The organism is Metallibacterium scheffleri (assembly GCF_002077135.1).
In the GTDB taxonomy this organism is placed as follows: Bacteria; Pseudomonadota; Gammaproteobacteria; order Xanthomonadales; family Rhodanobacteraceae; genus Metallibacterium; species Metallibacterium scheffleri.
On record NZ_LDOS01000002.1, the window covers coordinates 1,403,117 to 1,422,097 of the forward strand.

At 65.3% G+C, this 18,981-nt stretch carries 27 protein-coding genes; 13 read left to right on the top strand and 14 right to left on the bottom strand.

The annotated features are described in order from the left end of the window. The first annotated feature begins 66 nt into the window (after nt 1-66). The 4 genes from Mschef_RS11500 to Mschef_RS11515 all read left to right on the top strand — a co-directional run bounded on the left by Mschef_RS11500 (nt 67) and on the right by Mschef_RS11515 (nt 4,751). A complete protein-coding gene (locus Mschef_RS11500) occupies nt 67-561 on the top strand; it encodes a hypothetical protein (RefSeq protein ID WP_081128563.1) in 495 nt (164 codons plus the stop codon). Then, the gene (locus Mschef_RS11505) at nt 558-3,887 is read left to right on the top strand and encodes a VPS10 domain-containing protein (protein ID WP_081128565.1); all 3,330 of its coding nucleotides are present in this window, start codon (nt 558-560) and stop codon (nt 3,885-3,887) included. The genes Mschef_RS11500 and Mschef_RS11505 overlap by 4 nt, the downstream gene beginning before the upstream one ends. Nucleotides 3,888-4,092: 205 nt before the next feature. Then, nucleotides 4,093-4,395 carry a type II toxin-antitoxin system HigB family toxin gene (locus Mschef_RS11510; protein ID WP_081128567.1) on the top strand — a complete coding sequence of 101 codons (303 nt, stop codon included), beginning with the start codon at nt 4,093-4,095 and terminating at the stop codon, nt 4,393-4,395. After that, complete coding sequence (locus tag Mschef_RS11515; RefSeq protein ID WP_081128569.1) at nt 4,392-4,751, top strand: helix-turn-helix domain-containing protein; 360 nt, start codon at nt 4,392-4,394, stop codon at nt 4,749-4,751. The genes Mschef_RS11510 and Mschef_RS11515 overlap by 4 nt, the downstream gene beginning before the upstream one ends. Nucleotides 4,752-5,061: 310 nt before the next feature. On the opposite strand, the gene fcl is transcribed toward Mschef_RS11515, so the two are convergent. Further along, nucleotides 5,062-6,009 carry a GDP-L-fucose synthase gene (gene fcl, locus Mschef_RS11520; RefSeq protein WP_081128571.1) on the bottom strand — a complete coding sequence of 316 codons (948 nt, stop codon included), beginning with the start codon at nt 6,007-6,009 and terminating at the stop codon, nt 5,062-5,064. Between the two features lie 465 nt (nt 6,010-6,474). Between fcl and Mschef_RS11525 the strand changes: the two genes are divergently transcribed. Both Mschef_RS11525 and Mschef_RS11530 read left to right on the top strand, forming a co-directional pair. Continuing rightward, nucleotides 6,475-6,813 (top strand): GIY-YIG nuclease family protein, encoded by a 339-nt coding sequence (locus Mschef_RS11525; RefSeq protein WP_081128573.1) that lies wholly within the window; start codon nt 6,475-6,477, stop codon nt 6,811-6,813. 538 nt (nt 6,814-7,351) lie between these two features. After that, entirely contained in the window at nt 7,352-7,588 is a 237-nt protein-coding gene (locus Mschef_RS11530) for a hypothetical protein (RefSeq protein WP_139789399.1), read from the top strand. On the opposite strand, the gene Mschef_RS11535 is transcribed toward Mschef_RS11530, so the two are convergent. Further along, nucleotides 7,569-8,828, bottom strand: a complete 1,260-nt coding sequence (locus Mschef_RS11535; RefSeq protein WP_081128577.1) for an IS256 family transposase — start codon at nt 8,826-8,828, stop codon at nt 7,569-7,571. The two genes, Mschef_RS11530 and Mschef_RS11535, sit on opposite strands and share 20 nt — an antisense overlap. A 17-nt stretch (nt 8,829-8,845) precedes the next feature. On the opposite strand from Mschef_RS11535, the gene ltrA reads away from it, so the two are divergent. Next, nucleotides 8,846-9,952, top strand: a complete 1,107-nt coding sequence (ltrA, locus tag Mschef_RS11540; RefSeq protein WP_206780157.1) for a group II intron reverse transcriptase/maturase — start codon at nt 8,846-8,848, stop codon at nt 9,950-9,952. A gap of 346 nt (nt 9,953-10,298) precedes the next feature. Here ltrA and Mschef_RS11545 read toward each other — a convergent pair whose 3' ends face one another. The 4 genes from Mschef_RS11545 to Mschef_RS11560 all read right to left on the bottom strand — a co-directional run bounded on the left by Mschef_RS11545 (nt 10,299) and on the right by Mschef_RS11560 (nt 12,623). Next, the gene (locus Mschef_RS11545) at nt 10,299-11,498 is read right to left on the bottom strand and encodes a glycosyltransferase family 4 protein (protein WP_168708941.1); all 1,200 of its coding nucleotides are present in this window, start codon (nt 11,496-11,498) and stop codon (nt 10,299-10,301) included. 194 nt (nt 11,499-11,692) lie between these two features. Beyond that, nucleotides 11,693-11,920: a hypothetical protein gene (locus tag Mschef_RS11550; protein ID WP_081128583.1), complete on the bottom strand. Its 228-nt coding sequence runs from the start codon at nt 11,918-11,920 to the stop codon at nt 11,693-11,695. A gap of 86 nt (nt 11,921-12,006) precedes the next feature. Further along, entirely contained in the window at nt 12,007-12,288 is a 282-nt protein-coding gene (locus Mschef_RS11555) for a helix-turn-helix domain-containing protein (RefSeq protein WP_081128585.1), read from the bottom strand. Next, nucleotides 12,285-12,623, bottom strand: a complete 339-nt coding sequence (locus Mschef_RS11560; RefSeq protein ID WP_081128587.1) for a type II toxin-antitoxin system RelE/ParE family toxin — start codon at nt 12,621-12,623, stop codon at nt 12,285-12,287. Before Mschef_RS11560 ends, Mschef_RS11555 begins: the two co-directional genes overlap by 4 nt. A 514-nt stretch (nt 12,624-13,137) precedes the next feature. On the opposite strand from Mschef_RS11560, the gene Mschef_RS11565 reads away from it, so the two are divergent. Then, nucleotides 13,138-13,368 carry an AbrB/MazE/SpoVT family DNA-binding domain-containing protein gene (locus Mschef_RS11565; RefSeq protein ID WP_081128589.1) on the top strand — a complete coding sequence of 77 codons (231 nt, stop codon included), beginning with the start codon at nt 13,138-13,140 and terminating at the stop codon, nt 13,366-13,368. After that, nucleotides 13,358-13,702 carry a type II toxin-antitoxin system PemK/MazF family toxin gene (locus Mschef_RS11570; protein WP_081128591.1) on the top strand — a complete coding sequence of 115 codons (345 nt, stop codon included), beginning with the start codon at nt 13,358-13,360 and terminating at the stop codon, nt 13,700-13,702. Before Mschef_RS11565 ends, Mschef_RS11570 begins: the two co-directional genes overlap by 11 nt. 10 nt (nt 13,703-13,712) lie before the next feature. Here the strand turns inward: Mschef_RS11570 and Mschef_RS18445 are convergent, their stop codons facing one another. From Mschef_RS18445 to relB, 7 genes are all read right to left on the bottom strand, one after another. Beyond that, the gene (locus tag Mschef_RS18445; RefSeq protein WP_168708940.1) at nt 13,713-13,874 is read right to left on the bottom strand and encodes a DUF5615 family PIN-like protein; all 162 of its coding nucleotides are present in this window, start codon (nt 13,872-13,874) and stop codon (nt 13,713-13,715) included. After that, nucleotides 13,874-14,098, bottom strand: coding sequence for a DUF433 domain-containing protein (locus tag Mschef_RS11575; RefSeq protein ID WP_081129991.1), 225 nt, complete (start codon nt 14,096-14,098; stop codon nt 13,874-13,876). Before Mschef_RS11575 ends, Mschef_RS18445 begins: the two co-directional genes overlap by 1 nt. 256 nt (nt 14,099-14,354) lie before the next feature. Beyond that, complete coding sequence (locus Mschef_RS11580; protein ID WP_081128593.1) at nt 14,355-14,615, bottom strand: hypothetical protein; 261 nt, start codon at nt 14,613-14,615, stop codon at nt 14,355-14,357. 42 nt (nt 14,616-14,657) lie between these two features. Continuing rightward, a complete protein-coding gene (locus Mschef_RS11585) occupies nt 14,658-15,059 on the bottom strand; it encodes a type II toxin-antitoxin system MqsA family antitoxin (RefSeq protein ID WP_081128595.1) in 402 nt (133 codons plus the stop codon). A gap of 2 nt (nt 15,060-15,061) precedes the next feature. Continuing rightward, nucleotides 15,062-15,358 (bottom strand): type II toxin-antitoxin system MqsR family toxin, encoded by a 297-nt coding sequence (locus Mschef_RS11590; protein WP_081128597.1) that lies wholly within the window; start codon nt 15,356-15,358, stop codon nt 15,062-15,064. Between the two features lie 523 nt (nt 15,359-15,881). After that, nucleotides 15,882-16,157 carry a type II toxin-antitoxin system RelE/ParE family toxin gene (locus Mschef_RS11595; RefSeq protein WP_081128599.1) on the bottom strand — a complete coding sequence of 92 codons (276 nt, stop codon included), beginning with the start codon at nt 16,155-16,157 and terminating at the stop codon, nt 15,882-15,884. Further along, nucleotides 16,157-16,351, bottom strand: coding sequence for a type II toxin-antitoxin system RelB family antitoxin (gene relB / locus Mschef_RS11600; RefSeq protein WP_081128601.1), 195 nt, complete (start codon nt 16,349-16,351; stop codon nt 16,157-16,159). The genes Mschef_RS11595 and relB overlap by 1 nt, the downstream gene beginning before the upstream one ends. A 373-nt stretch (nt 16,352-16,724) precedes the next feature. Here relB and Mschef_RS11605 point away from each other — a divergent pair, with 373 nt between their 5' ends. Both Mschef_RS11605 and Mschef_RS11610 read left to right on the top strand, forming a co-directional pair. Then, a complete protein-coding gene (locus tag Mschef_RS11605; protein WP_081128603.1) occupies nt 16,725-16,949 on the top strand; it encodes an AbrB family transcriptional regulator in 225 nt (74 codons plus the stop codon). A gap of 1 nt (nt 16,950) precedes the next feature. Next, on the top strand, nt 16,951-17,361 hold the full coding sequence (locus Mschef_RS11610; protein ID WP_081128605.1) for a putative toxin-antitoxin system toxin component, PIN family: 411 nt from the start codon (nt 16,951-16,953) through the stop codon (nt 17,359-17,361). Nucleotides 17,362-17,592: 231 nt separating this feature from the next. Here Mschef_RS11610 and Mschef_RS11615 read toward each other — a convergent pair whose 3' ends face one another. Further along, on the bottom strand, nt 17,593-17,784 hold the full coding sequence (locus Mschef_RS11615; protein WP_176212449.1) for a hypothetical protein: 192 nt from the start codon (nt 17,782-17,784) through the stop codon (nt 17,593-17,595). A 77-nt stretch (nt 17,785-17,861) separates the two neighbouring features. Here Mschef_RS11615 and Mschef_RS11620 point away from each other — a divergent pair, with 77 nt between their 5' ends. Beyond that, on the top strand, nt 17,862-18,179 hold the full coding sequence (locus tag Mschef_RS11620; protein WP_081128609.1) for a type II toxin-antitoxin system RelE/ParE family toxin: 318 nt from the start codon (nt 17,862-17,864) through the stop codon (nt 18,177-18,179). A gap of 158 nt (nt 18,180-18,337) precedes the next feature. Then, nucleotides 18,338-18,610, top strand: a complete 273-nt coding sequence (locus Mschef_RS18130; RefSeq protein WP_242426515.1) for a helix-turn-helix domain-containing protein — start codon at nt 18,338-18,340, stop codon at nt 18,608-18,610. The last annotated feature ends 371 nt before the right edge of the window (nt 18,611-18,981 follow it).

Below are 18,981 nucleotides of genomic sequence, written 5' to 3' on the forward strand. Positions count from 1 at the left end.
ACGATTTCGTATGTGGAGCATTGCGGCGTGCGCGTGCTCCACTGCCTGCATATGGCTAGCCGGGGGGTGAGCTTGGAACGTTGCTGCGCACGGATCGCACGCGGGCTGTCAGCCGCCGCCGGCACGCTGCTGCTGGCGGGCTGCGCGACGGCCGCGCCGGACACAAGCCATTCCGCCCACGCCACGCCGGCGGCAACCACGCCCGCCGCCGCGCTGTCGCTGCGCATCGCCACGCGCGTGATGACGCCGCACAGTCTCAACCTGGTCGTGCATCTGTTCGCGCGCGCGCCACTGGGCGCGGTGCGCGTCAGCGTGATCGCGGCTGACCCGCGCCTCGCCATCAGCCCGGCGGTCTGCGCGTTGCAGGCGCTCGCGCCCCCCGTCGTGCACCCGCCCCAGGGCGCGCGCTTTCCACTCCCCGCCATCCCGCTGTGCAGCTTCGTGCTGCGCGCCGCCACGCCGGCGCGCTATGCGCTGAGCGTGCGCGTGCGCGATGCCGCCGGCACCGATTTGATCGCACCAGTGCATGCCGTCATCACCATTCCAGGAGGATCCGCATGAAACGCATCCCATGGTGGGCCATGCTTGCCCTTGCCAGCCTGACCGCCGCCGCTGCCACCGCGCCTGGCGTACTCAATCGTTCCGCGCGCGATCGCGCCGTGGCCGCCTGGCAACGACGCGAGCTGTCCGCGCCAAACGGCGGCTACAACGGTGCGCTGTACCAGAATGCGCTGCGCGCGCGTGCGCAGATGCTGGCGCAACAGCGTGCATGGACCAGCATGCAGACCAGCGCGCTCAAGCCCACCGGCGCCAACCCGGCGGCGAGCGCTGCGCCCGGCCAGATCAACTGGACCGAGATCGGCCCCGGCAACGTCGGCGGACGCATCAACACCATCTGGATCGATCCGTCCAACGCCCAGCATCTGATCGTCGGCGCTGCCGGCGGCGGCTTGTGGCAGAGCAGCGATGGCGGCGGCTCGTGGAGCGCGGTCAGCGAATTTCCCGGCTCGCTCGCGGTCGACGCCATCGCGCAGTTGCCCAGCGGCACGCTGCTGGCCGGCACCGGCGACCCGTTCAACGAGTTCCAGCCCGGCAGCGGCATGCTCATGTCCACGGACGGCGGCAACACGTGGACGCCGATCTCCAGCACCGCGCCGGCATCGGCCAACGCCTTCTGGGCGGTGATCAACTCGATCGCCACCAACAGCAACGGCGTGGCGCTGGCCGCGACCCTGCAAGGCATCGCGCGCAGCACCGATGGCGGCAACACCTGGACGCAGGTGTGGCCCGCCGCCGGCAGCAGCAGCGGCACCAGTTTCGACGTGGTGTTCGACCCGAACAACCCCAATGACGCCGTGGCCGACAGCTACAACGGCTCGGTGGTCTATTCCACCAACGCCGGCGCCACCTGGAGCGCGGCCAGCGGCATGCCGGGCGGCGGGCGCAGCGCGCTGGCCTTCGACCCCAGCGTCGCCGGATCGGTGTACGCCTCGGTGGACAACAACAACGGCAGCAGTCCCAGCGGCGAGGTCTACCACTCGACCAACGGCGGCCAGACCTGGGCCCTGCTGGCCGGCACCAGCGCCTTCGTCAACGCGGTCAGCGGCAGTGCCGTTGGCGCGCTGTGCGACAACTCGTTCAGCGGCAACCCGGTCGAGTGTCAGGGCAACTACGATAATGTCATCGACGTGCTGCCGCACAACTCCGGCACCGCGCCGACGATCTACGTCGGCGGCATCGACATCTTCAGTTCCACCGATGGCGGCAGCACCTGGACCATGTCCGGCGAGGCATACAGCAACAGCAACCATCTGCACGCCGACCAGCACGCCTTCGCCTGGAACCCGTCCACCAGCACGCTCTATGTCGGCAACGATGGCGGGTTTTATAGCCACATCGCCAACAGTTGGATCGCACAGAACAGCGGCCTCGCCGTGACCCAGTTCTACGCCATCGCCGGGCACGCCGGCGCGACGGCGTCCAGCCATCTCGGCAGCAACGGCGCGCCGATCACGCCGATCGTCGCCGGCGCGCAGGACAACGGCACGCAGCTTTATACCGGCTACGTCAGCGGCGCCGCGCCGCAACCGGACAGTTGGCAGCAGATCTTCGGCGGCGATGGCGGGCACACCGCGGTGGACCCGGCCAACGGCAATTTCCTGTACGGCGAATACACCAACCTGAGCCTGTTTTACACGAGCACCGGCGGCAGCGCGCAGCAGTACAGCACCGAGCCGCCGGACACCGCCAACCAGAACGCCAACTTCATCGCGCCGATGGCGCTGGTACCCAACGGCAGCGCGGCGGCCACGCAGATATTGGGCGGCGGCGCCTCGCTGTGGCTGGGCAGCAACATCCAGAATGCCAACCCGTCCTGGACCGCGCTCAACGGCGTCACCCTGCCGGTGGGCAGCGGCGGCAACTACATCAGCGCCATCGGCGTGGACCCCTCCAGCAACAACAACCTGTGGGTGGGCTACGACAACGGTCAGGTCTGGCATACCACCAATGCCACCGCGGCCACCCCGATCTGGACGCAATCCGGCAGCAGCACGCTGCCGGATACCTCGGCGCACAGCTTGATGGTCAACAGTTTCTGGGTGCAACCGGGGCAGCCGAACACGGTGTATGTCACCTACGCCGGATTTCTCAGCACCGATGACGATGTCTTCGTCAGCACCGATGGCGGCAACACCTGGACCGGCATCGGCGCGGGCCTGCCGCCCGGTCCGGTGTATTCGCTGGTCACGCACCCGGCCTACCCGCAAATCCTCTATGTCGGCACGCTGACCGGAGTTTACGCTAGCCTCGACGGCGGCCAGAGCTGGAGCGCCAGCAGCCAGGGGCCGGCCAACATCTCGGTCAATCAACTGGCGTGGTTCGATACCTCGAACCCCGACCAACCCGTGCTGCAGGCCGCCACCGACGGGCGCGGCGCCTGGCTGGGCTCGCCGGCCTACAACCCGACGCCGACGCTGACCTCGCTCAGTCCGAATCAGCTCACCCTGGACGCGAGCGCCAGCGTGGTCACGCTCAATGGCAACGGCTTTGTCGGCAACAGCCGCGTGAGCCTGGGTGGCGCGCCGCTGGCCGACACCTACCAGTCCGCGACGCAACTGCAAGTGACCATTCCGGCGGCGACGCTGGCGGTGTCCGGCACGCACACGCTGGTGGTGAGCAACCCGATCCCCGGCGGCGGCACCTCGGCAGGCGCCAATCTCACCGTGGCCTATCCGCCGCCCGCGGTGAGCTCGCTGTCACCGGCCGCCGCTGCCATGAGCGGCACAGCATTCACCCTCACCATCAACGGCAGCGGCTTCCAGCCGGTCTCCGGGGTACAGTGGAACGGCAGTGCGCTGAGCACGAGCTATGTGTCGGGGAACACGCTGACCGCCAGCGTGCCGGCCAGCGACCTCGCCAGCGGCGGCAACGCCACCGTGTCGGTGGTGACGCCGGCGCCGGGCGGCGGCAGTGCCAGCGCCAGCTTCGCGGTGGATTACCCGGCACCGGCCCTCGGCGCGATCTCGCCGACTTCGGCGCAAGGCGGCGCCAGTGGCGCGACGATCATTGCCACCGGCAGCAACTTCGTGCCGGCCTCGACCATCGACTGGAATGGCAAAGCGCTGAGCACCAGCTATGTGTCGGCCACGCAGTTGAGCGCGAGCGTGCCAGCCAGCGATCTCGCCCTCGGCGGCAGCTTCGCGGTGACCGTGTCGACCCCGGCGCCCGGCGGCGGCAGCTCGTCGGCGATCACTTTTGCCGTGTCGGCCCCGCCCACCGCGCCCGCTTCCGGCGGAGGTGGCGGCGGCCTGGACATGTTCAGCCTGCTGCTACTGGCCGGCCTGAATCTGCCGTGGCTGCTGGCGCAACGCCGCCGCCGCGCCTGACGGTGGCGTCGAATGGCCAGCGCGTTGCGTCCCTCTCCCGCCGCGAGACGACCCGACCAACGGAAGTCCCCGAGAGAGGGATCGAGGGCGAGGGTACGCACTTGCCAGCCCAGCACATGCAGCTTGCCCACGCGCAGAAACTCGCGCCGCGGCGTGCCAAGGTCGACGGGTTGCATGAGTCCCATTATGGGACTACCCTGTGTACATGAAGGTCATCGCCGTGAGCACCCTGAGACGCTTCTGGGAACGTCATCCGGATTCCGAGCAACCTCTCAAGGCCTGGCACGACGAGGCAAAGCACGCCTCCTGGACCACACCGCAGGACATCAAGCAGCACTACGCAAGCGCCAGCTTCATCGGCAACAACCGCGTGGTCTTCAACATCAAAGGCAACGACTATCGGCTCATCGTGGCCATTGCCTATCGCTACGGCGCCGTCTACATCAAGTTCGTCGGCACCCACGCCCAGTACGACCGGGTCGAGGCCGCCACCGTGGAGGATCCATGAATATTCATCCTGTCCGCAGCAAGAGCGACTACAAGGCCGCGCTGCGCGAGCTGTCCGTGTATTTCGATCACGAGCCGGAGCCGGGTACCGCGGACGGCGACCGTTTCGAGATCCTTGCCACGCTGGTCGAGGCTTACGAGGCCAAACACTTCCCCATCGAGGCGCCTGACCCCATCGAAGCGATCCGGTTCCGCATGGAGCAAGGCGGTCTGACCGTGAAGGATCTGGTGTCCTCCATCGGCCGACCCAATCGCGTTTACGAGGTGCTGAACCGCAAGCGCGGCCTCACCATCGACATGATCCGCAACTTGCACCGAAACCTCGGCATTCCAGCGGAAAGCCTGATCGGGCCTTGATCGGCGCCGTCGAGTGCGCTCGGCAGCAATCCAGCAGGCGCGGCAAGGCCAGCGCGCACCCACCTTGTCATCCACGCCCACTTTGTCATTCTGAGCGCAGCGAAGGATCTCGCCCTGCGGCAAACCGCAACGCCGAGATCCTTCGGGCCACGCCCTCAGGATGACAACGGAAAAGTGACAACGAAAATCTTTGTCATCCTGAGCGCAGTGAAGGATCTCGCCCTTCGGCAAACCACCACGCCGAGATCCTTCGGGCAATGCCCTCAGGATGACAACGCAACCTTTGCCGCGCCGCGCCGCGCGCTGCGCGCTACGCCACCGCCTTGGCGCTGGCGAGATGCTGCAGGTACCACTGGTACGTGGCCGCCACGCCCGCGCGCAACGGGATGCTGGCCTGCCAGCCCAGCGCGTGCAGCTTGCCCACGTCCAGCAACTTGCGCGGCGTGCCGTCGGGCTTGCTGGCGTCCCAGTCGATGCGGCCCTCGAAGCCCACGATCTCCTGCACCAGCTTGGCCAGTTCGCGGATGCTCACATCCTCGCCCACGCCGGCGTTGAGAAACGCCTCGCCCTCGTAGTGCTCCATCACGTACAGGCAGGCGCGGGCCAGATCGTCCACGTGCAGAAACTCGCGTCGCGGCGTGCCGGTGCCCCACAGCGTCACGTGATCGTCGCCGCGAACCTTGGCGTCGTGGAACTTGCGCAGCATGGCCGGCAGCACGTGCGAACTGTCGAGGTCGAAATTGTCGCCCGGCCCATACAGATTGGTCGGCATCAAGCTGATCGCATCGAAGCCGTGCTGGCGGCGATACGCCTGGCACATCTTCAGCCCGGCGATCTTGGCCACCGCATACCACTCGTTGCTCGGCTCCAGCGCACCGGACAACAGGCAATCCTCGGTCATCGGCTGCGGCGCGTGCTTGGGATAAATGCACGAGGAGCCCAGATCCAGCAGCTTGCGCGCGCCATGACGGTGCGCGGCATCGATCACGTTGGACTGGATCATCAGGTTGTCGCGGATGAAATCCGCCGGATAGCTGCTGTTGGCGAGGATGCCGCCGACCTTGCCCGCGACCAGAAACACGTAATTCGGGCGCTCGGTCGCGAAGAAGCGGTACACCGCCGCCTGATCGGTCAGGTCCAACTCGGCGCGGGTGCGCAGCAGCAAGTTGTCGAACCCCTGCGCACGCAGCGCGCGCACCACCGCCGAGCCCACCAGACCACGATGGCCCGCCACGAAAATCCGGTCTCTGCTTTGCATGAGGCGTCCCCGTTCCGATCCGCGAGCCAGCATTGTGATTCCGATTCCGCACCGCTGTCCACGCCGACGCGCAGCAGCACGTGCGGGTTCAGCCGCGCCGCGACGACTCACCACTCTTTCTCTTGAAGTCATCACGGACGGCGCACCCCTCTATTCGCCGTCGCTCCACCGACATGCTTCTTTTTGACGTCATTCCGGACCATTCTTCCCTGACGTCATCCCGAACCATTCTCCCCTGACGCCATCCCGAACCATTCTTCCCTGACGTCATCCCGAACCATTCTCCCCTGACGTCATCCCGGACCATTCTTCCCTGACGTCATCCCGGACCATTCTTCCCTGACGTCATCCCGGACGGCGCGCAGCGCCGAGCCGGGATCCAGATACACGCCCCGAAGAATGCGCGAAGCCGCAGCCACCCCGATCTACCCCACAATATCGCATCGCTCGCTACACGCCGCCGGCATGAAACGCCCCTGCGTCTACATCCTCGCCAGCCGCCGCAACGGCACACTCTACGTCGGCGTCACCAGCAACCTCGCCGGACGCATCTGGCAGCACCAGCACGATCTCGTCACCGGTTTCACCCAGTGCCACGGCGTGCACACACTGGTGTGGTTCGAGCAGCACACGTCCATGGCGGCCGCCATCGCACGCGAGAAATCCATCAAGCACTGGCGCCGGCAGTGGAAACTGCGACTCATCGAATCCGCCAATCCCACTTGGCGCGACCTGTATCCCGACATCCTCGACAGCGCCGGAGACGCGGCCGCAACCACTGGATCCCCGCCTCCGCGGGGATGAGTGCGCCCGTGAGGGCATCGTATCAGCGCGGTGCAAATCCGCGTCGGGGCAAGCCACAGGCCCTGTAGTTGAAGGTAACTGCGTCGCTGAGAGGCGGGGTGGAGAGCAACCGGAAGCGAACTGATGGTCCGTAGTAAAGCGAACCCGTTTCGGCGGGGTGTTGCGGCGAGCCTGCTCATTCATGGCGAAGCCTGGAACTCACCGATCACGCTGAGGTGGCTGTCAAAGCGATGATCGGGCACACCGTGTGGTTGGGGACGGAACATTGGGAAGGTGCGATGCAGTAAGCGGGGAGACCCGCGCCCGATGTGAACGGGTGCGGGAGTCAGAGCCTTCGTAGTACCGCAGGATCTTGAGTTGAGGTCCGCGAAGCGCGGCTAGCAAAACCGCGTGGAGGGAAGGGAGGCAGGAAGGTGGATTCGGGAGGTTGAGAACGATGCACGCAAACTCATCGCAAGTGCCGGTAACGGCTAAGCACGATGAAGATACCCAGACTCGCGATTGGAGTTGGGTGGAAGCCTCGGTATGGACGGACCGAATGTTGGCAGCGCTGGACAACGGCGTGAAGGGAGGAAAATGGTTCAGCCTGATGGACAAGGTGATGCGTCCGGCGACGCTGCAAGCGGCGTGGGGACGGGTGGTGCGCAATTGCGGAGCGGCCGGGGTGGATCGTCAAAGTGTGGACGCGTTCGCGGCGGGCGTGTCAGGTTTTTTGTGTGTGAGGCGGTTTTGCTTCTGCGCTGACAGGGCCGTGGTCAGGGCCGTGCCAGCGTGAAGCGGTCTTCGTAGAGTATCGCGAACTGATTCATCGCCTCCTTCCAGTCTTTGGCTGCGCGGCCCCAGTCGGCGGTGATGTTGCGTAGCGCCAGCCAGATCAGCTTGCTGGCCGCGTCGTCGCTGGGGAAATGGCCGCGGGTCTTGATGATCTTGCGCAGCCGTGCATTGACGCTCTCGATGGCATTGGTGGTGTAGATCACCTTGCGTACGGCCGGCGGGAACGCGAAGAACGGGATGACCCGGTCCCAAGCGCGGCGCCAGGCCGCCACCACCGTGGGAAACTTCTGGCCCCACGGCCCGACCTCGAAGGCGTCCAGCACGGCCTGGGCGGCTTCTGCGCTGGCGGCCGTATAGATCGGCCGGAGCGCAGCCGCCAAGGCCTTGCGCTCCTTCCAGCTGGCGTAATCGAGGCTGTTGCGGATCAGGTGCACGATGCAGGTCTGCAGCGTCGTCGCCGGAAACACCGCGCCCAGTGCCTCGGGCATGCCCTTCAGGCCATCGGTCACCGCGATCAGGATGTCGTTGACCCCGCGCGTCTTCAGGTCGTTGAACACCCGCATCCAGAACTTGGCACCCTCGGTGCCCTCGATCCACAGGCCCAGGATGTCGCGCGTGCCGTCGGGCAGCACCCCGAGCGCCAGATAGATGGCCTTGTTGCGGACCACCGCATCCTCGCGGATCTTGACCCGCAGCGCATCGAAAAACACCACCGGGTACAGCGGCTCCAGCGGCCGCGACTGCCAGGCGCTCACCTCGGCCATGACCGCATCGGTGACGCCGCTGATGAACTCCGGCGAGACCTCGACGCCGTACTGCTCCGCCAGAAAACCCTGGATCTCGCGCATCGTCATGCCACGCGCATACAGAGCCACGACCTTGTCGTCGAAACCCGTGAAGCGCCGCGCGTGCTTGGGAATGAGCAGCGGCTCGAAGCTGCCTTCACGGTCGCGCGGCATGTCCAGGCGCAGCGGACCCTCGCCGGTCAACACCGTCTTGCCACTGGCACCATTACGATGGTTCTGCGCGCGCTCCGGCTTTGCCACCCCGCGCGCGTAGCCCAAGTGATGGCTGAGCTCCGCGCCCAGTGCGCGCTCGATCAGCGCCTTCTTGAACGCCATCGATGCCGTGTTGACCGCCTCGGCGCTCATCGGGCCGGTCACAAACTGGTCAATCAGTTCCTTGGGAATGCGCGGCAGCACCGCTGCGGCCTTCCCCGCCTTCTTCGTCTTGCTTGGCATACATGCTCCGGTTCGTCATGGTATGCCTCACACACAAAATTTTTGACAGGCTCTTCGCGGCCCATGCCGAGCGCTACCTCGACGAGCTGGCGAGGGCGCTGCGCAGTGACACGTACCGGCCCCAAGCGATCAGGCGGGTCGAGATTCCCAAAGGGCGGGGCCAAACCCGTCCACTGGGGATACCGACGGTGAAGGATCGCGTGGTGCAAACGGCGGTACGGCTGGTGATTGAGCCGATCTTCGAGTCGCTCTTTTGCGCACACAGCTACGGGTTTCGGCCCGGCCGCGGTGCCAAGCGTGCGCTGCGGGAGGTGGATGCACTGCTGCGGGCGGGGTATTGCCATGTGGTGGATGCCGACCTTGCCGGCTACTTTGACAGCATTCCGCACGCCGGTCTGATGGCGCGGGTGCGCGAGCAGATCGCGGATGGCCGCGTACTGCGCTTGCTGGAATCGTGGCTCAAGCAGGAAGTGATGGCGGGACTGGAACGCTGGATCCCCACGGGCGGTACGCCGCAGGGTGCGGTGATCAGTCCGCTGTTGTCCAATATCTACCTGCATGGGCTCGACGAGACGATGGCCGCAGGCGGCTATCGGATGGTGCGTTATGCCGATGACTTCGTGGTGCTGTGTCAGACCGCGGATGAGGCGCAACGTGCGCTGGCCGAGATTGGCACGTGGGTGGACGCCCACGAGCTGACCTTGCACCCGGACAAGACCCACGTCGGCGACTGCCGACAGGTAGGCCGCGGGTTCGAGTTTCTGGGCTATCGGTTCGAGGCCGGTCAACGCCGGGTACGCACGAAGAGCTGGAACGCGATGCTGGACAAAATTCGACAGCACACGCCGCGTACCAAGGGGCGTTCGCTGGCGAGCATCATCAGCCAGATCAACCCGATGCTGCGGGGCTGGTACCAGTACTTCAGGCATGCCCACCGGATCACTTTCAGCAAGCTCGACGGGTTTATCCGCCGGCGTCTGCGCTCTATCCTTCGTGCATACGAGGGTCGGCGTGGGCACGGTCACACCCGCGAGGACCATCAGCGCTGGCCCAATAGCTACTTCGCTCAGCAGGGGCTTTTCACGTTAACCCAAGCCCATGCCTTGGCGTGCCGATCTCGATGAAGCAACCACCCACTGGAGAGCCGTGTGCGGGAGAACCGCACGCACGGTTCGGAGGGCGGGGAGGTGATGAGCCTTCCCGACCCCTATCAGCAGAAAGTGACGTTATCCCGGACCATTCTTCCCTGACGTCATCCCGGACGGCGCGCAGCGCCGAGCCGGGATCCAGATACACGCCCCGAAGAATGCGCGAAGCCGCAGCCACCCCGATCTACGCCACAATCTTGGCGCAACCTGTATCCCGACATCCTCGACAGCGCCGGAGACGCGGCCGCAACCACTGGATCCCCGCCTCCGCGGGGATGACAGCAAAAAACGACGTCATCCGGGCGGCCTCCGTCTCCCGGCATCACCCCACGCAGCCGCTCAACACCGCTTCGAAGCGATCGGTGATCGCGGCCAGATCGAAGGTGCGCTCGGCGTAGGCGCGCGCGCGCGCGGCCATGGCCTGGCGCGCGGCGTGGTCGGTACGCAGCGTGCGCGCGGCGGCGATGAAGGCCGCCGCGTCGCGCGGCTCGGCCACCAGGCCGGTCCCCTGGTCGCGGACGATGCGCGCGGCGAGGTTATCGGCCGGCACCGCCAGCAGCATCGCGCGCCCGGCGCAGTGATAGCTCAGCACCTTGGACGGCACCGAATACACGCCGGCATCGGGTTCGAGGATGCTCACCAGCACATCGGCGCTGGCCAGCACATCGGACATCGCCTCGTAGGGCTGAAACGGATTCACGCGCAGGTTGCGCAGCCCCGCCGCCGCGGCCTGCGCGCGCAGCCAATCGGCCGGCGCGCCCTGCGAATTGACCACCACTTCCACATCGTGGTCATCGGCAAAGGCCTTGGCCAGCGCCAGCAGCAGATCGGGATTGTGCTTGAAGCCCAGCGTGCCCGAATACAGAAACACCAGCTTGCGCTCCAGCCCCGCCGCCTGCGCCCACAGGTTGTCCTTGGCGCGCGGACGCACCTCATCCAGCGGCGCCCAGTTGGGGATGGTGGTGTAGCGCGCCGCAGCCACGCCGGCCGCCAGCACCGGCGCGCGGAAATCCTCGGTGATGCCCACCACCGCCGCGCTGCGCGCCAGCAGTCCCGCTTCCACGCGCTTGTAGTGCGCGCCCACCAGCGCGCCCAGCACCGGCAGGCGTTTGCGCAACACGCGATCGGTGGCCTCGGCCACCAGATCCTGCAGCCAGAACACCCAGGGAATACCCTGCGCATGGCACGCCGCATCCAGCGCGCGCACCGCATCCAGCGGCGCGTTGGCGCACATCACCACGTCCGGTTTCAGCGCGACGATGCGCCGTGCCAGCAAGCGCCCATACAAGCGCTCCAGCCGCCAGCGCCGCACGAACGCGCGCTTGTCCACCGGCCGCGGCAGCGCGATGCCCTCGATCAGCAACTCATCCGGATCATCGCCGCGCCGCGCCAGACCGCCCTTGGGCGTGGTCGGATTGGAGGCGTTGTAGAGCAGCGTCACGCGGTGCCCGCGCCGCGCCAGCGAACGCGCCAGTTGCGCGATGAAGGCGTGACCGCCGTAGTCATGAACCAGCACGTGCATTCCACTCTCCGCTGTGCAATGAGCCGCAAGCATAACCGCGCAAGCACAAGGCTTGGCGTGATTGCCAGGCACGCCCCGTTGCCATCTGACCCGCCCTGGCATGCCAGACGCAGCGAAGCAACTTCCCCACGCAAACCTTCCCGCGCTCCTACTTGTCATCCTGAGCACAGCGAAGGATCTTCCCCGCGACCACCTCACCTCCCGAACAAAAAATCCGCCTGCACCGCGCGGCCGTCGCGATCGTTCGCCATGTTGTACACACGGATCAGCCGCAACCCGCGCGCGCGCAGCCCGGCGATCACCTCATTCGCCAGCGCCTGGCCCGCGTACAGCTCGACAAACGAGCATTCGCCGTACACCCACGCGAACGCGTCCAGCAAGGTTTCGCAACCGCGCAGCGCCTGCAGTTCGTAGCTCTGCACGTCCAGCTTGAGCGGCGCCGGCGCGGCAATGTCCGCGCGCTGAGCACGTCGTCCAGCCGGCGCACCTCGATCGCGGCGCGGCGTGCTCAGGCTGCTTCCCGTACGCGCATTTCCACGCGCAGACCGGCCGCCGCCGCCATGTTGACCAGCGCATCGAGGCCGAACAGGTTGATCTTGCCGCGCATCAGGTCGGAGACGCGCGGCTGCGTCACGCCGAACAGCCTGGCGGCCTGCGCCTGGCTCATTTCGGTGCGGGTGATGTGCTTCTTGAGCGCCATCATCAGCGCGGAACGCAGCTTCATATTCTCGACCTCGGCCGGCGTATCCTCGATCGCATCCCACACGCTGGCATGTCGTTGCTTGCTCATGGTCCCAACTCCTTCTGCAATTCACGGTAGCGCTTGGCGACCAAGTCCAGATCCATCTTGCGGGTCTTTTCTGTCTTCTTCTGGAAGCAATGCAGCACATAGACGACATCGACCCACTTCGCCACGTAAATGATGCGGAACGCGCCGGCGGCGTCCCGTATCCGAATCTCTTTCACACCCTTGCCAATGCTCGCCATCGGCTTCCAGTCGTCAGGCTCCTGACCGTGTTGCACCTGGTCGAGCTGATGGCCTGCCTCGCGCCGGGCCGCCAATGGAAAGGCGCGCAAGTCGTCGAGGGAGCTGCCGCGGAAATCGACAGGTTTGGGGCCGGGCATGCGGCAAATATACAAAATATTGTATTGACCAGCAACCGGTGCAAACGATGGCTCGAACCGGGTCAAGCCCTACCTTGCTGAGCGCGGCGAAGAATCTCGGTATTGCTCTCGTGCCCGCACCACCTGCGCCGTGCTGCATCCAGTCTGCGCGCGTCGTCAAGACGACGCGCCGCGCATCCTGGTCATCGATATCGGCAACCGACGTAAAGTCTACCGATGAGCGCCGAGAAACGCGGCGTGGCCACACCGGCACCCCGAATTGCTTGGGGAGTTGGTGTGTTGGCCTAGGAGCCTGTCGGACTTTCAGAAAACCGCCAAATTGTGGCCAGGAATTGATCAAAATGGTCGGCGTGGGTCGCCTCAAATTGAGTTCGAGTGTTCGTGTTGCAACAGAATCATCGACGTACGAGGCGCATCTCATCAAAGTCCGACAGGCTGCTAGCGCGGATTTGACCCCACCCGGATGCACTTTTAAAGTAAGAAAGTAAGGATTGCCTTACCGGAGGCTCTCGCCATGCGCGCCATCGCCAAAATCACCGCCAAAGGTCAAACCACGATCCCGCAAGACGTTCGCGCCGCACTGCACGTCGCCCCTGGCGATCTGATCGCGTGGGAAGTCCGCGCCGATGGCACCGCGACGGTGCGCCGGGTGCAGCCGCTGGACATCGATTATCTGCGCGCCGTCGAGGGCACGCTCTCCGAATGGCACAGCCCTGCGGACGAAGAGGCCTACCGTGGGCTTTGAGCGCTACGCCGTCGTGCGCGTGCCCTTTCCGTTCACCGATCGCAATGCCAGCAAGAACCGCCCGGCGCTGGTGCTCTCGGATGACGCTGCGTTCAATACCCCTGCGGGCCATTCGGTGATGGCGATGATCACCACCGCCGCAAATCCACCCTGGCCACTGGACTGCCCGATCACCGATATGGCCGCCGCGGGCCTGCCGTCGGTTTCGCTGGTGCGGTTCAAGCTGTTCACGCTGGATCATCGGCTTGTCCGTGGCGTCTTGGGTACGCTGGCCACCGCCGACGCGGATGCTGTGCGCATGCACATGCTGCGGTTGTTCGCCTGCGCGCCATAGGCGGCGCCGATCAAGCACACGCTGGCGATGGTGCGCATCCTGCATGCGCCCGCACCGCACGATCAGATGCGTGTTCGAGACCACAATCGGCGACATGTTCCGCGACATGGCCACGATCCGCCAGCAGGCGCGCCAACGCTGGCGGAAGCTGTGCATCCAGCAGAAAGCGCATCAAGCAGCCCGCAGCACGGGGTGGTCGCTCTGCATGGCGGCAAACTCAAGCGCTGCCGTGATGTCAGCCGGCTCCAGGTAGGGGTAATCAGCCAGGATCTCTTCGCGGCTGGCGCCGCTGGCCAGCAGATCAAGCACGTCTTTCACCCGCAGCCGCAAGCCACGAATGCACGGACGGCCCCCGAGCTGTTCGGAATTCACGGTGATCCGATGTAGCTCACTCATGGCAATGCTCCTGATCAAGGCTGCACGACTGATCCGTGCTGTGTGCTCCAGCGGCGCTTGCGCGGACAAGCACCGGCCCGTGCGCGCTGCGGCAACCCGCAACGCCGAGATCCTTCGGGCAATGCCCTCAGGATGACAACGGAAAAGTGACAACGAAAACCTTTGTCATTCTGAGCGCAGCGAAGAATCTTCCCCGCACACACCTTCCCGCTCTTTGTCATTCCGGGCGCAGCGAAGAATCTTCCCCACGACCACTTCACCGCCCAAACAAAAAATCCGCCTGCACCGCGCGGCCGGCATGGTCGAAGGCCATGTTGTACGCGCCCAGCAACCCGAACCCGCGCTCGCGCAGCCAGGCGATCACCTCGACCGCGGCGTGGCCGGCCTCCTGCGTACCTGGGAAGATCCGCGTCTGCTCGCTGCCGATCGGCAGCAGCGACGACGAGTCGTCGCGCGCCGACACATGCATCGACGCCATGCCGGCGCGCTCGCCCACCGCGCAGGCATGCAGGGTCACGCGGGCATTACGTGCAAACACGCGGCGAAACACCGCGGCAACTCAGGCAGCCCGCACTTCGGCCAGTAAGTCCGGATGACGCTCAAGCACTTTCAAGAGTTTCACCAGTGCCAGAGGTGGCTTGGTCTTGCCGTTTTCATAACGGGAGAAGGCATTGACACCGCCGCCGAAAATCTCGGCCGCCTCTTGCTGGTCGAGGCGCAGCTTCTTGCGCACGCTGGCGATGAAGTCCGGATTGACCATCGCGGCGTTCACCTGTTTGTTGAATGCCAACATCAGGCTCATCGTGCGGCGAGATTCAGCCACATCCAGAATCGACTCATCACAGGCAGGACAAAAGTCGCCCGTCACTTGGGTAAGCACGGTCGACTCGCCCTTGTAGGTGTAGGGCACATCGCGGGTGTCGTGCACCAGCTTTTCCGCTCCGCAAATCGGGCACTTCATGGTCATAGCTCCTTGAAAGACACGATGAGCACGTCATCAATCACCATCAGCTTGAGATACATCTCGCCGGCCGACGTCGTTGGGCGGTAAACGTCCTGCCACACCCGATGATCCGCGTGGGTTGTCATGCTCTTGTGGAAGTCGGCGGTGGTCAGCGCCAGAACCACGGCAAGCATGCCGTCGAAATCGAACCCCAACGCCGCGCCACCTTCGCGGGCAGCCCTTGTCGTGCGCACCTGGCCTGCACGGGCCAAGGCCTTCACGACGGCCAGCTTGCAGTGAGGTGTGCCTTTCTCCATGGCGAAATTTAACCTAGTAGGTTACTTCTAGCAAGGGCCAGCGTGCTGTAGAGGGGGATACGCCCCGGCTCGCTGTCACACCCCGGCTTGCGGACACATTGCCGGCCTGCGGTCGTCACCGGGCGGCGGCAGCGAAGCATCTTCCCCGCACACACCTTCCCGCTCTTTGTCATTCTGAGCGCAGCGAAGAATCTTCCCCGCGACCACCTCCCCGCCCCTTCTTGTCATCCTGAGCGCAGCGAAGGATCTTCCACCCGACCACCTCACCTCCCAAACAAGGAATCCGCCTGCACCGCGCGGCCATCGCGGTCATTCGCCATGTCTGGCAACCGCAGACAACCGCATCCGCATCAGTCCCGCCGCGCCAAAGGGTTCCGAGCGCAGCGAAGCATCCCGCACGTGTTCTCGCGCCCATTGTCCGAGCGCGAATGCGGTTATACGGAAGTGGCTGAAGGTGGATGTCTTGCGCGAATCAGACCGGCTGCGGCGGCGCTCGGGCCAGGTGCTGGCTGCGGCTTGCGCTTCACGGGTACTCGCGGTGCGCGTGCAGAACGCCGATGATCTCGATTTGGTCGGCCAGAACCCGGTAGATCACGATGTAATTCGGGTGCACGACCAGCTCACGCGTGCCGGCGACTCGGCCGGCGCGGTACAGATAGGGGTGCTCCGACAGCGGCAACACGGACGCCTCGATGAGGGCTTGCAGTTCTTCGGCGGCAGCCGGATTGAACAGCGCAATGTAGGCCGCGATCGCGTCCAGTTCATCGAGCGCCTTGGCACTCCAGCGAAGGGGCAGCATTACGCCGGCTTCTGTTGCTTGCGCCTCGCCGCCTCGATGGTCGCTCGGACGCGCGCCATCGCTTCATCGTGCGGCACGCTAGGCCGCGGGTCATCGAGCGCGGCTTGCACCTGGGCACGCAACCAGCGGTCATAGCTGGTCGCTTGCTCATCGGTCTCGAACTCGGAAATCAGCGGGTCAAGGCGTGTGTTCATGGTCGCAGTTTACCACTTGGTTTGTTGTTCGGCCGGCTCTGGCAGGTCGAGCGGGGTCTGATCGGCCTGATTCCATTATCGAATCCTCTGCGACATTCAAGACGACGCGCTGCGCATCCTGGTCATCGATATCGGCAACTGACGTGAAGTCTACCGATGAGCGCCGAGAAGCGCGGCGTGGCCAGGAAGTACGGGCGCTGACCCGCTTTCACGGGTGACGACGGTCAGCCCGTGCACCAGGGCGGTGGCGGCGATCAGGGCATCGCGATCCGCCCGCGGCGCTGCGCTAAATACGGGCTCTGACCCGCTTCGCGGAACGGCTGAGCGCCTTGCAGTAAGCTCTCCTTGTTTCCTTACCTGGTGAGGGCGAGCCATGCTTGCCAAGAAGACGGTCAAGAACCAGATCACGCTGCCCAAGGCGGTCGTCGGCCGCTTTGCGGGCGTGGATTACTTCGAGGTCTCCACCGACGGCACCGCCATCGTGCTCAAGCCGCTGCGGCGCAGCCGCGCCGACGAAGTACGCGCCAAGCTGTCCAGGCTGGGCGTGCGCACGGCCGATGTGCCCGCCGCGGTGAAGTGGGCGCGCAAGGCGCGCTGACGTGCGCGTCGTGTTCGACACCGGCACGGTGGTCTCGGCGCTGCTGTTTACCCATGGACAACTGGCGTGGCTGCGCACGCATTGGGCGAGCGGCGACTGCACGCCGCTGCTGAGCGCCGCCACGGCCGCGGAACTGACGCGGGTGCTGGCTTACCCCAAATTCAAGCTCAGCGCGGACGAGCAGCACGAACTACTGGGCGACTACCTGCCCTTTGCCGAGATCGTGGCCCGCCCGCGGCGCTGCCCGGTCATCTGCCGTGACCCAGCCGACCAGCCCTTTCTGGACCTGGCGCATAGCAGCGGCGCGACGGTCCTGGTCAGCGGCGATGCCGATCTGTCGAGCTTGGCCGGACAAACGGCTTTCGACATCGAATCACCCGCTGCCTATCGGCAACGCGTGCTGGGGCGCTGAGGGCGCCAAGGGCGTCGCGACATGGCCATCACGCGCCGGCAAGGCCATGGACCTGCTGCGTGCAGGATCGGCGCCGTTCGTCGAGCGTGAGATCCCGAGCGCAGCACATCCGGCTGAGCGCAGCGAGGATCCTGGCTCCGCGATCGACAGATCCTTCGGGCTGCACCCTCAGGATGGCAACGGAAACCTTTGTCATTCTGAGCGCAGCGAAGGATCTTCCACCCGACCACCTCACCTTCCAAACAAAAAATCCGCCTGCACCGCGCGGCCATCGCGATCGTTCGCCATGTTGTACACGCCGATCAGCCGCAGACCACGCTCGCGCAGCCAGGCAATCACCTCATCCGCCAGCGCCTGGCCCGCGTACAGCGCCACGAACGAGCATTCCGACCAGTCAATCAGGTTCCCGGCCTGCATCTGCAATGACCCCGGACTGCGCTCTGCTGCATCCAGGCCGCGCTCGTTGCACAAACCTATGCCAGGAAGTGCATAATTCGGCCATGAAGCCGATCGTGTGGGTGGGTAGCAGCAAGGATGATCTCCGGCGCTTTCCTGCGTCCGCGCGCAGCCAGTCGGGTTTCCAACTCGATAAGGTGCAGCGGGGCGAAGATCCGGACGACTGGAAGCCGATGCCGACCATCGGACCTGGAGTGCGGGAAATCCGCATCCGTGAGGTGGCCGGAGCCTTCCGCGTCATCTACGTCGCACAGATCGGCCAAGCGCTGCATGTACTCCACTGCTTCCGGAAAAAGACCGAGCGGACTTCGCTCAAGGATCTGCAACTGGCACGGCAACGGCTCAGAGAGGTGATGCCATGAAGACGACCAACGGAAGTCCCCAAGGGACGACCAACGCGACCAAAGGGAGTCCCTTTTCGGGACGACCGAAGGAAGTTCAGAGGAGAAGTCCCCAAGGGACGACCTGCCGAAGCCCGCAAGGCGAGGCCAAGTCCAGGAACCGGCCCGGGCAAGCCGGGTTGACCAAGGGCGATGCGCGCGGCGTGTTCTACGACCTGTTCTCCGCGGAGCAGGCCGCGGAGCTTGCCATGCGTGCCACCCTGCTGCGCGGCCTGCAAGCTTGGCTCGCGGCAAGCGGCATCACCCAGACCCGGGCCGCGGCCACGCTGGGGACCACCCAGGCACGCATCAGTGACATCAAGCGCGGCAGGATCGAGCGCTTCAGCCTCGATCTGCTGGTGCGACTCGCCGGGCGTGCGGGACTGCGGCCCGAAGTGCGACTGGCGGCCTAGACAACGGCGCCTGGCGGCTCTGCATTCGGGTGACTCGGAAGAATCTTCCCCCATCCCTTCGTGTCATCCTGAGCGCAGCGAAGAATCCCGCGCTTCGGCAAACCACCACGCCGAGATCCTTCGGGCAATGCCCTCAGGATGACAACAGAAAAGTGACAACGAAAACCTTTGTCATTCTGAGCGCAGCGAAGAATCTCGCGCCGCAGCACATCCTCCAACCGACGCACCTCGACCTCGGCGCGGCCGGCTTCCTGCGTGTCGGGGGAGATCCGCGTCTGCTCGCTCCCGATCGGCAGCAGCGAGAACGAGTCGTCGCGCGCACTCCCTTTGTCATTCCACCAGGATTCACGCCAGCAGTTCCGCGCCCAAAG

Bases quoted from the DNA above. Each gene is read 5' to 3' on its own strand.
- Mschef_RS11575 (WP_081129991.1), bottom strand. From the start codon at position 14,098: ATGAGTGAGCTACATCGGATCACCGTGAATTCCGAACAGCTCGGGGGC.
- Mschef_RS11585 (WP_081128595.1), bottom strand. From the start codon at position 15,059: ATGAAGTGCCCGATTTGCGGAGCGGAAAAGCTGGTGCACGACACCCGC.
- Mschef_RS11510 (WP_081128567.1), top strand. From the start codon at position 4,093: ATGAAGGTCATCGCCGTGAGCACCCTGAGACGCTTCTGGGAACGTCAT.
- ltrA (WP_206780157.1), top strand. From the start codon at position 8,846: ATGGTATGCCTCACACACAAAATTTTTGACAGGCTCTTCGCGGCCCAT.
- Mschef_RS11590 (WP_081128597.1), bottom strand. From the start codon at position 15,358: ATGGAGAAAGGCACACCTCACTGCAAGCTGGCCGTCGTGAAGGCCTTG.
- Mschef_RS11565 (WP_081128589.1), top strand. From the start codon at position 13,138: ATGCGCGCCATCGCCAAAATCACCGCCAAAGGTCAAACCACGATCCCG.
- Mschef_RS11545 (WP_168708941.1), bottom strand. From the start codon at position 11,498: ATGCACGTGCTGGTTCATGACTACGGCGGTCACGCCTTCATCGCGCAA.
- Mschef_RS11535 (WP_081128577.1), bottom strand. From the start codon at position 8,828: ATGCCAAGCAAGACGAAGAAGGCGGGGAAGGCCGCAGCGGTGCTGCCG.
- Mschef_RS11605 (WP_081128603.1), top strand. From the start codon at position 16,725: ATGCTTGCCAAGAAGACGGTCAAGAACCAGATCACGCTGCCCAAGGCG.
- Mschef_RS11620 (WP_081128609.1), top strand. From the start codon at position 17,862: ATGAAGCCGATCGTGTGGGTGGGTAGCAGCAAGGATGATCTCCGGCGC.
- Mschef_RS18445 (WP_168708940.1), bottom strand. From the start codon at position 13,874: ATGCGCTTTCTGCTGGATGCACAGCTTCCGCCAGCGTTGGCGCGCCTG.
- Mschef_RS11560 (WP_081128587.1), bottom strand. From the start codon at position 12,623: ATGCCCGGCCCCAAACCTGTCGATTTCCGCGGCAGCTCCCTCGACGAC.
- relB (WP_081128601.1), bottom strand. From the start codon at position 16,351: ATGAACACACGCCTTGACCCGCTGATTTCCGAGTTCGAGACCGATGAG.
- fcl (WP_081128571.1), bottom strand. From the start codon at position 6,009: ATGCAAAGCAGAGACCGGATTTTCGTGGCGGGCCATCGTGGTCTGGTG.
- Mschef_RS11525 (WP_081128573.1), top strand. From the start codon at position 6,475: ATGAAACGCCCCTGCGTCTACATCCTCGCCAGCCGCCGCAACGGCACA.
- Mschef_RS11595 (WP_081128599.1), bottom strand. From the start codon at position 16,157: ATGCTGCCCCTTCGCTGGAGTGCCAAGGCGCTCGATGAACTGGACGCG.
- Mschef_RS11505 (WP_081128565.1), top strand. From the start codon at position 558: ATGAAACGCATCCCATGGTGGGCCATGCTTGCCCTTGCCAGCCTGACC.
- Mschef_RS11555 (WP_081128585.1), bottom strand. From the start codon at position 12,288: ATGAGCAAGCAACGACATGCCAGCGTGTGGGATGCGATCGAGGATACG.
- Mschef_RS11530 (WP_139789399.1), top strand. From the start codon at position 7,352: ATGTTGGCAGCGCTGGACAACGGCGTGAAGGGAGGAAAATGGTTCAGC.
- Mschef_RS11515 (WP_081128569.1), top strand. From the start codon at position 4,392: ATGAATATTCATCCTGTCCGCAGCAAGAGCGACTACAAGGCCGCGCTG.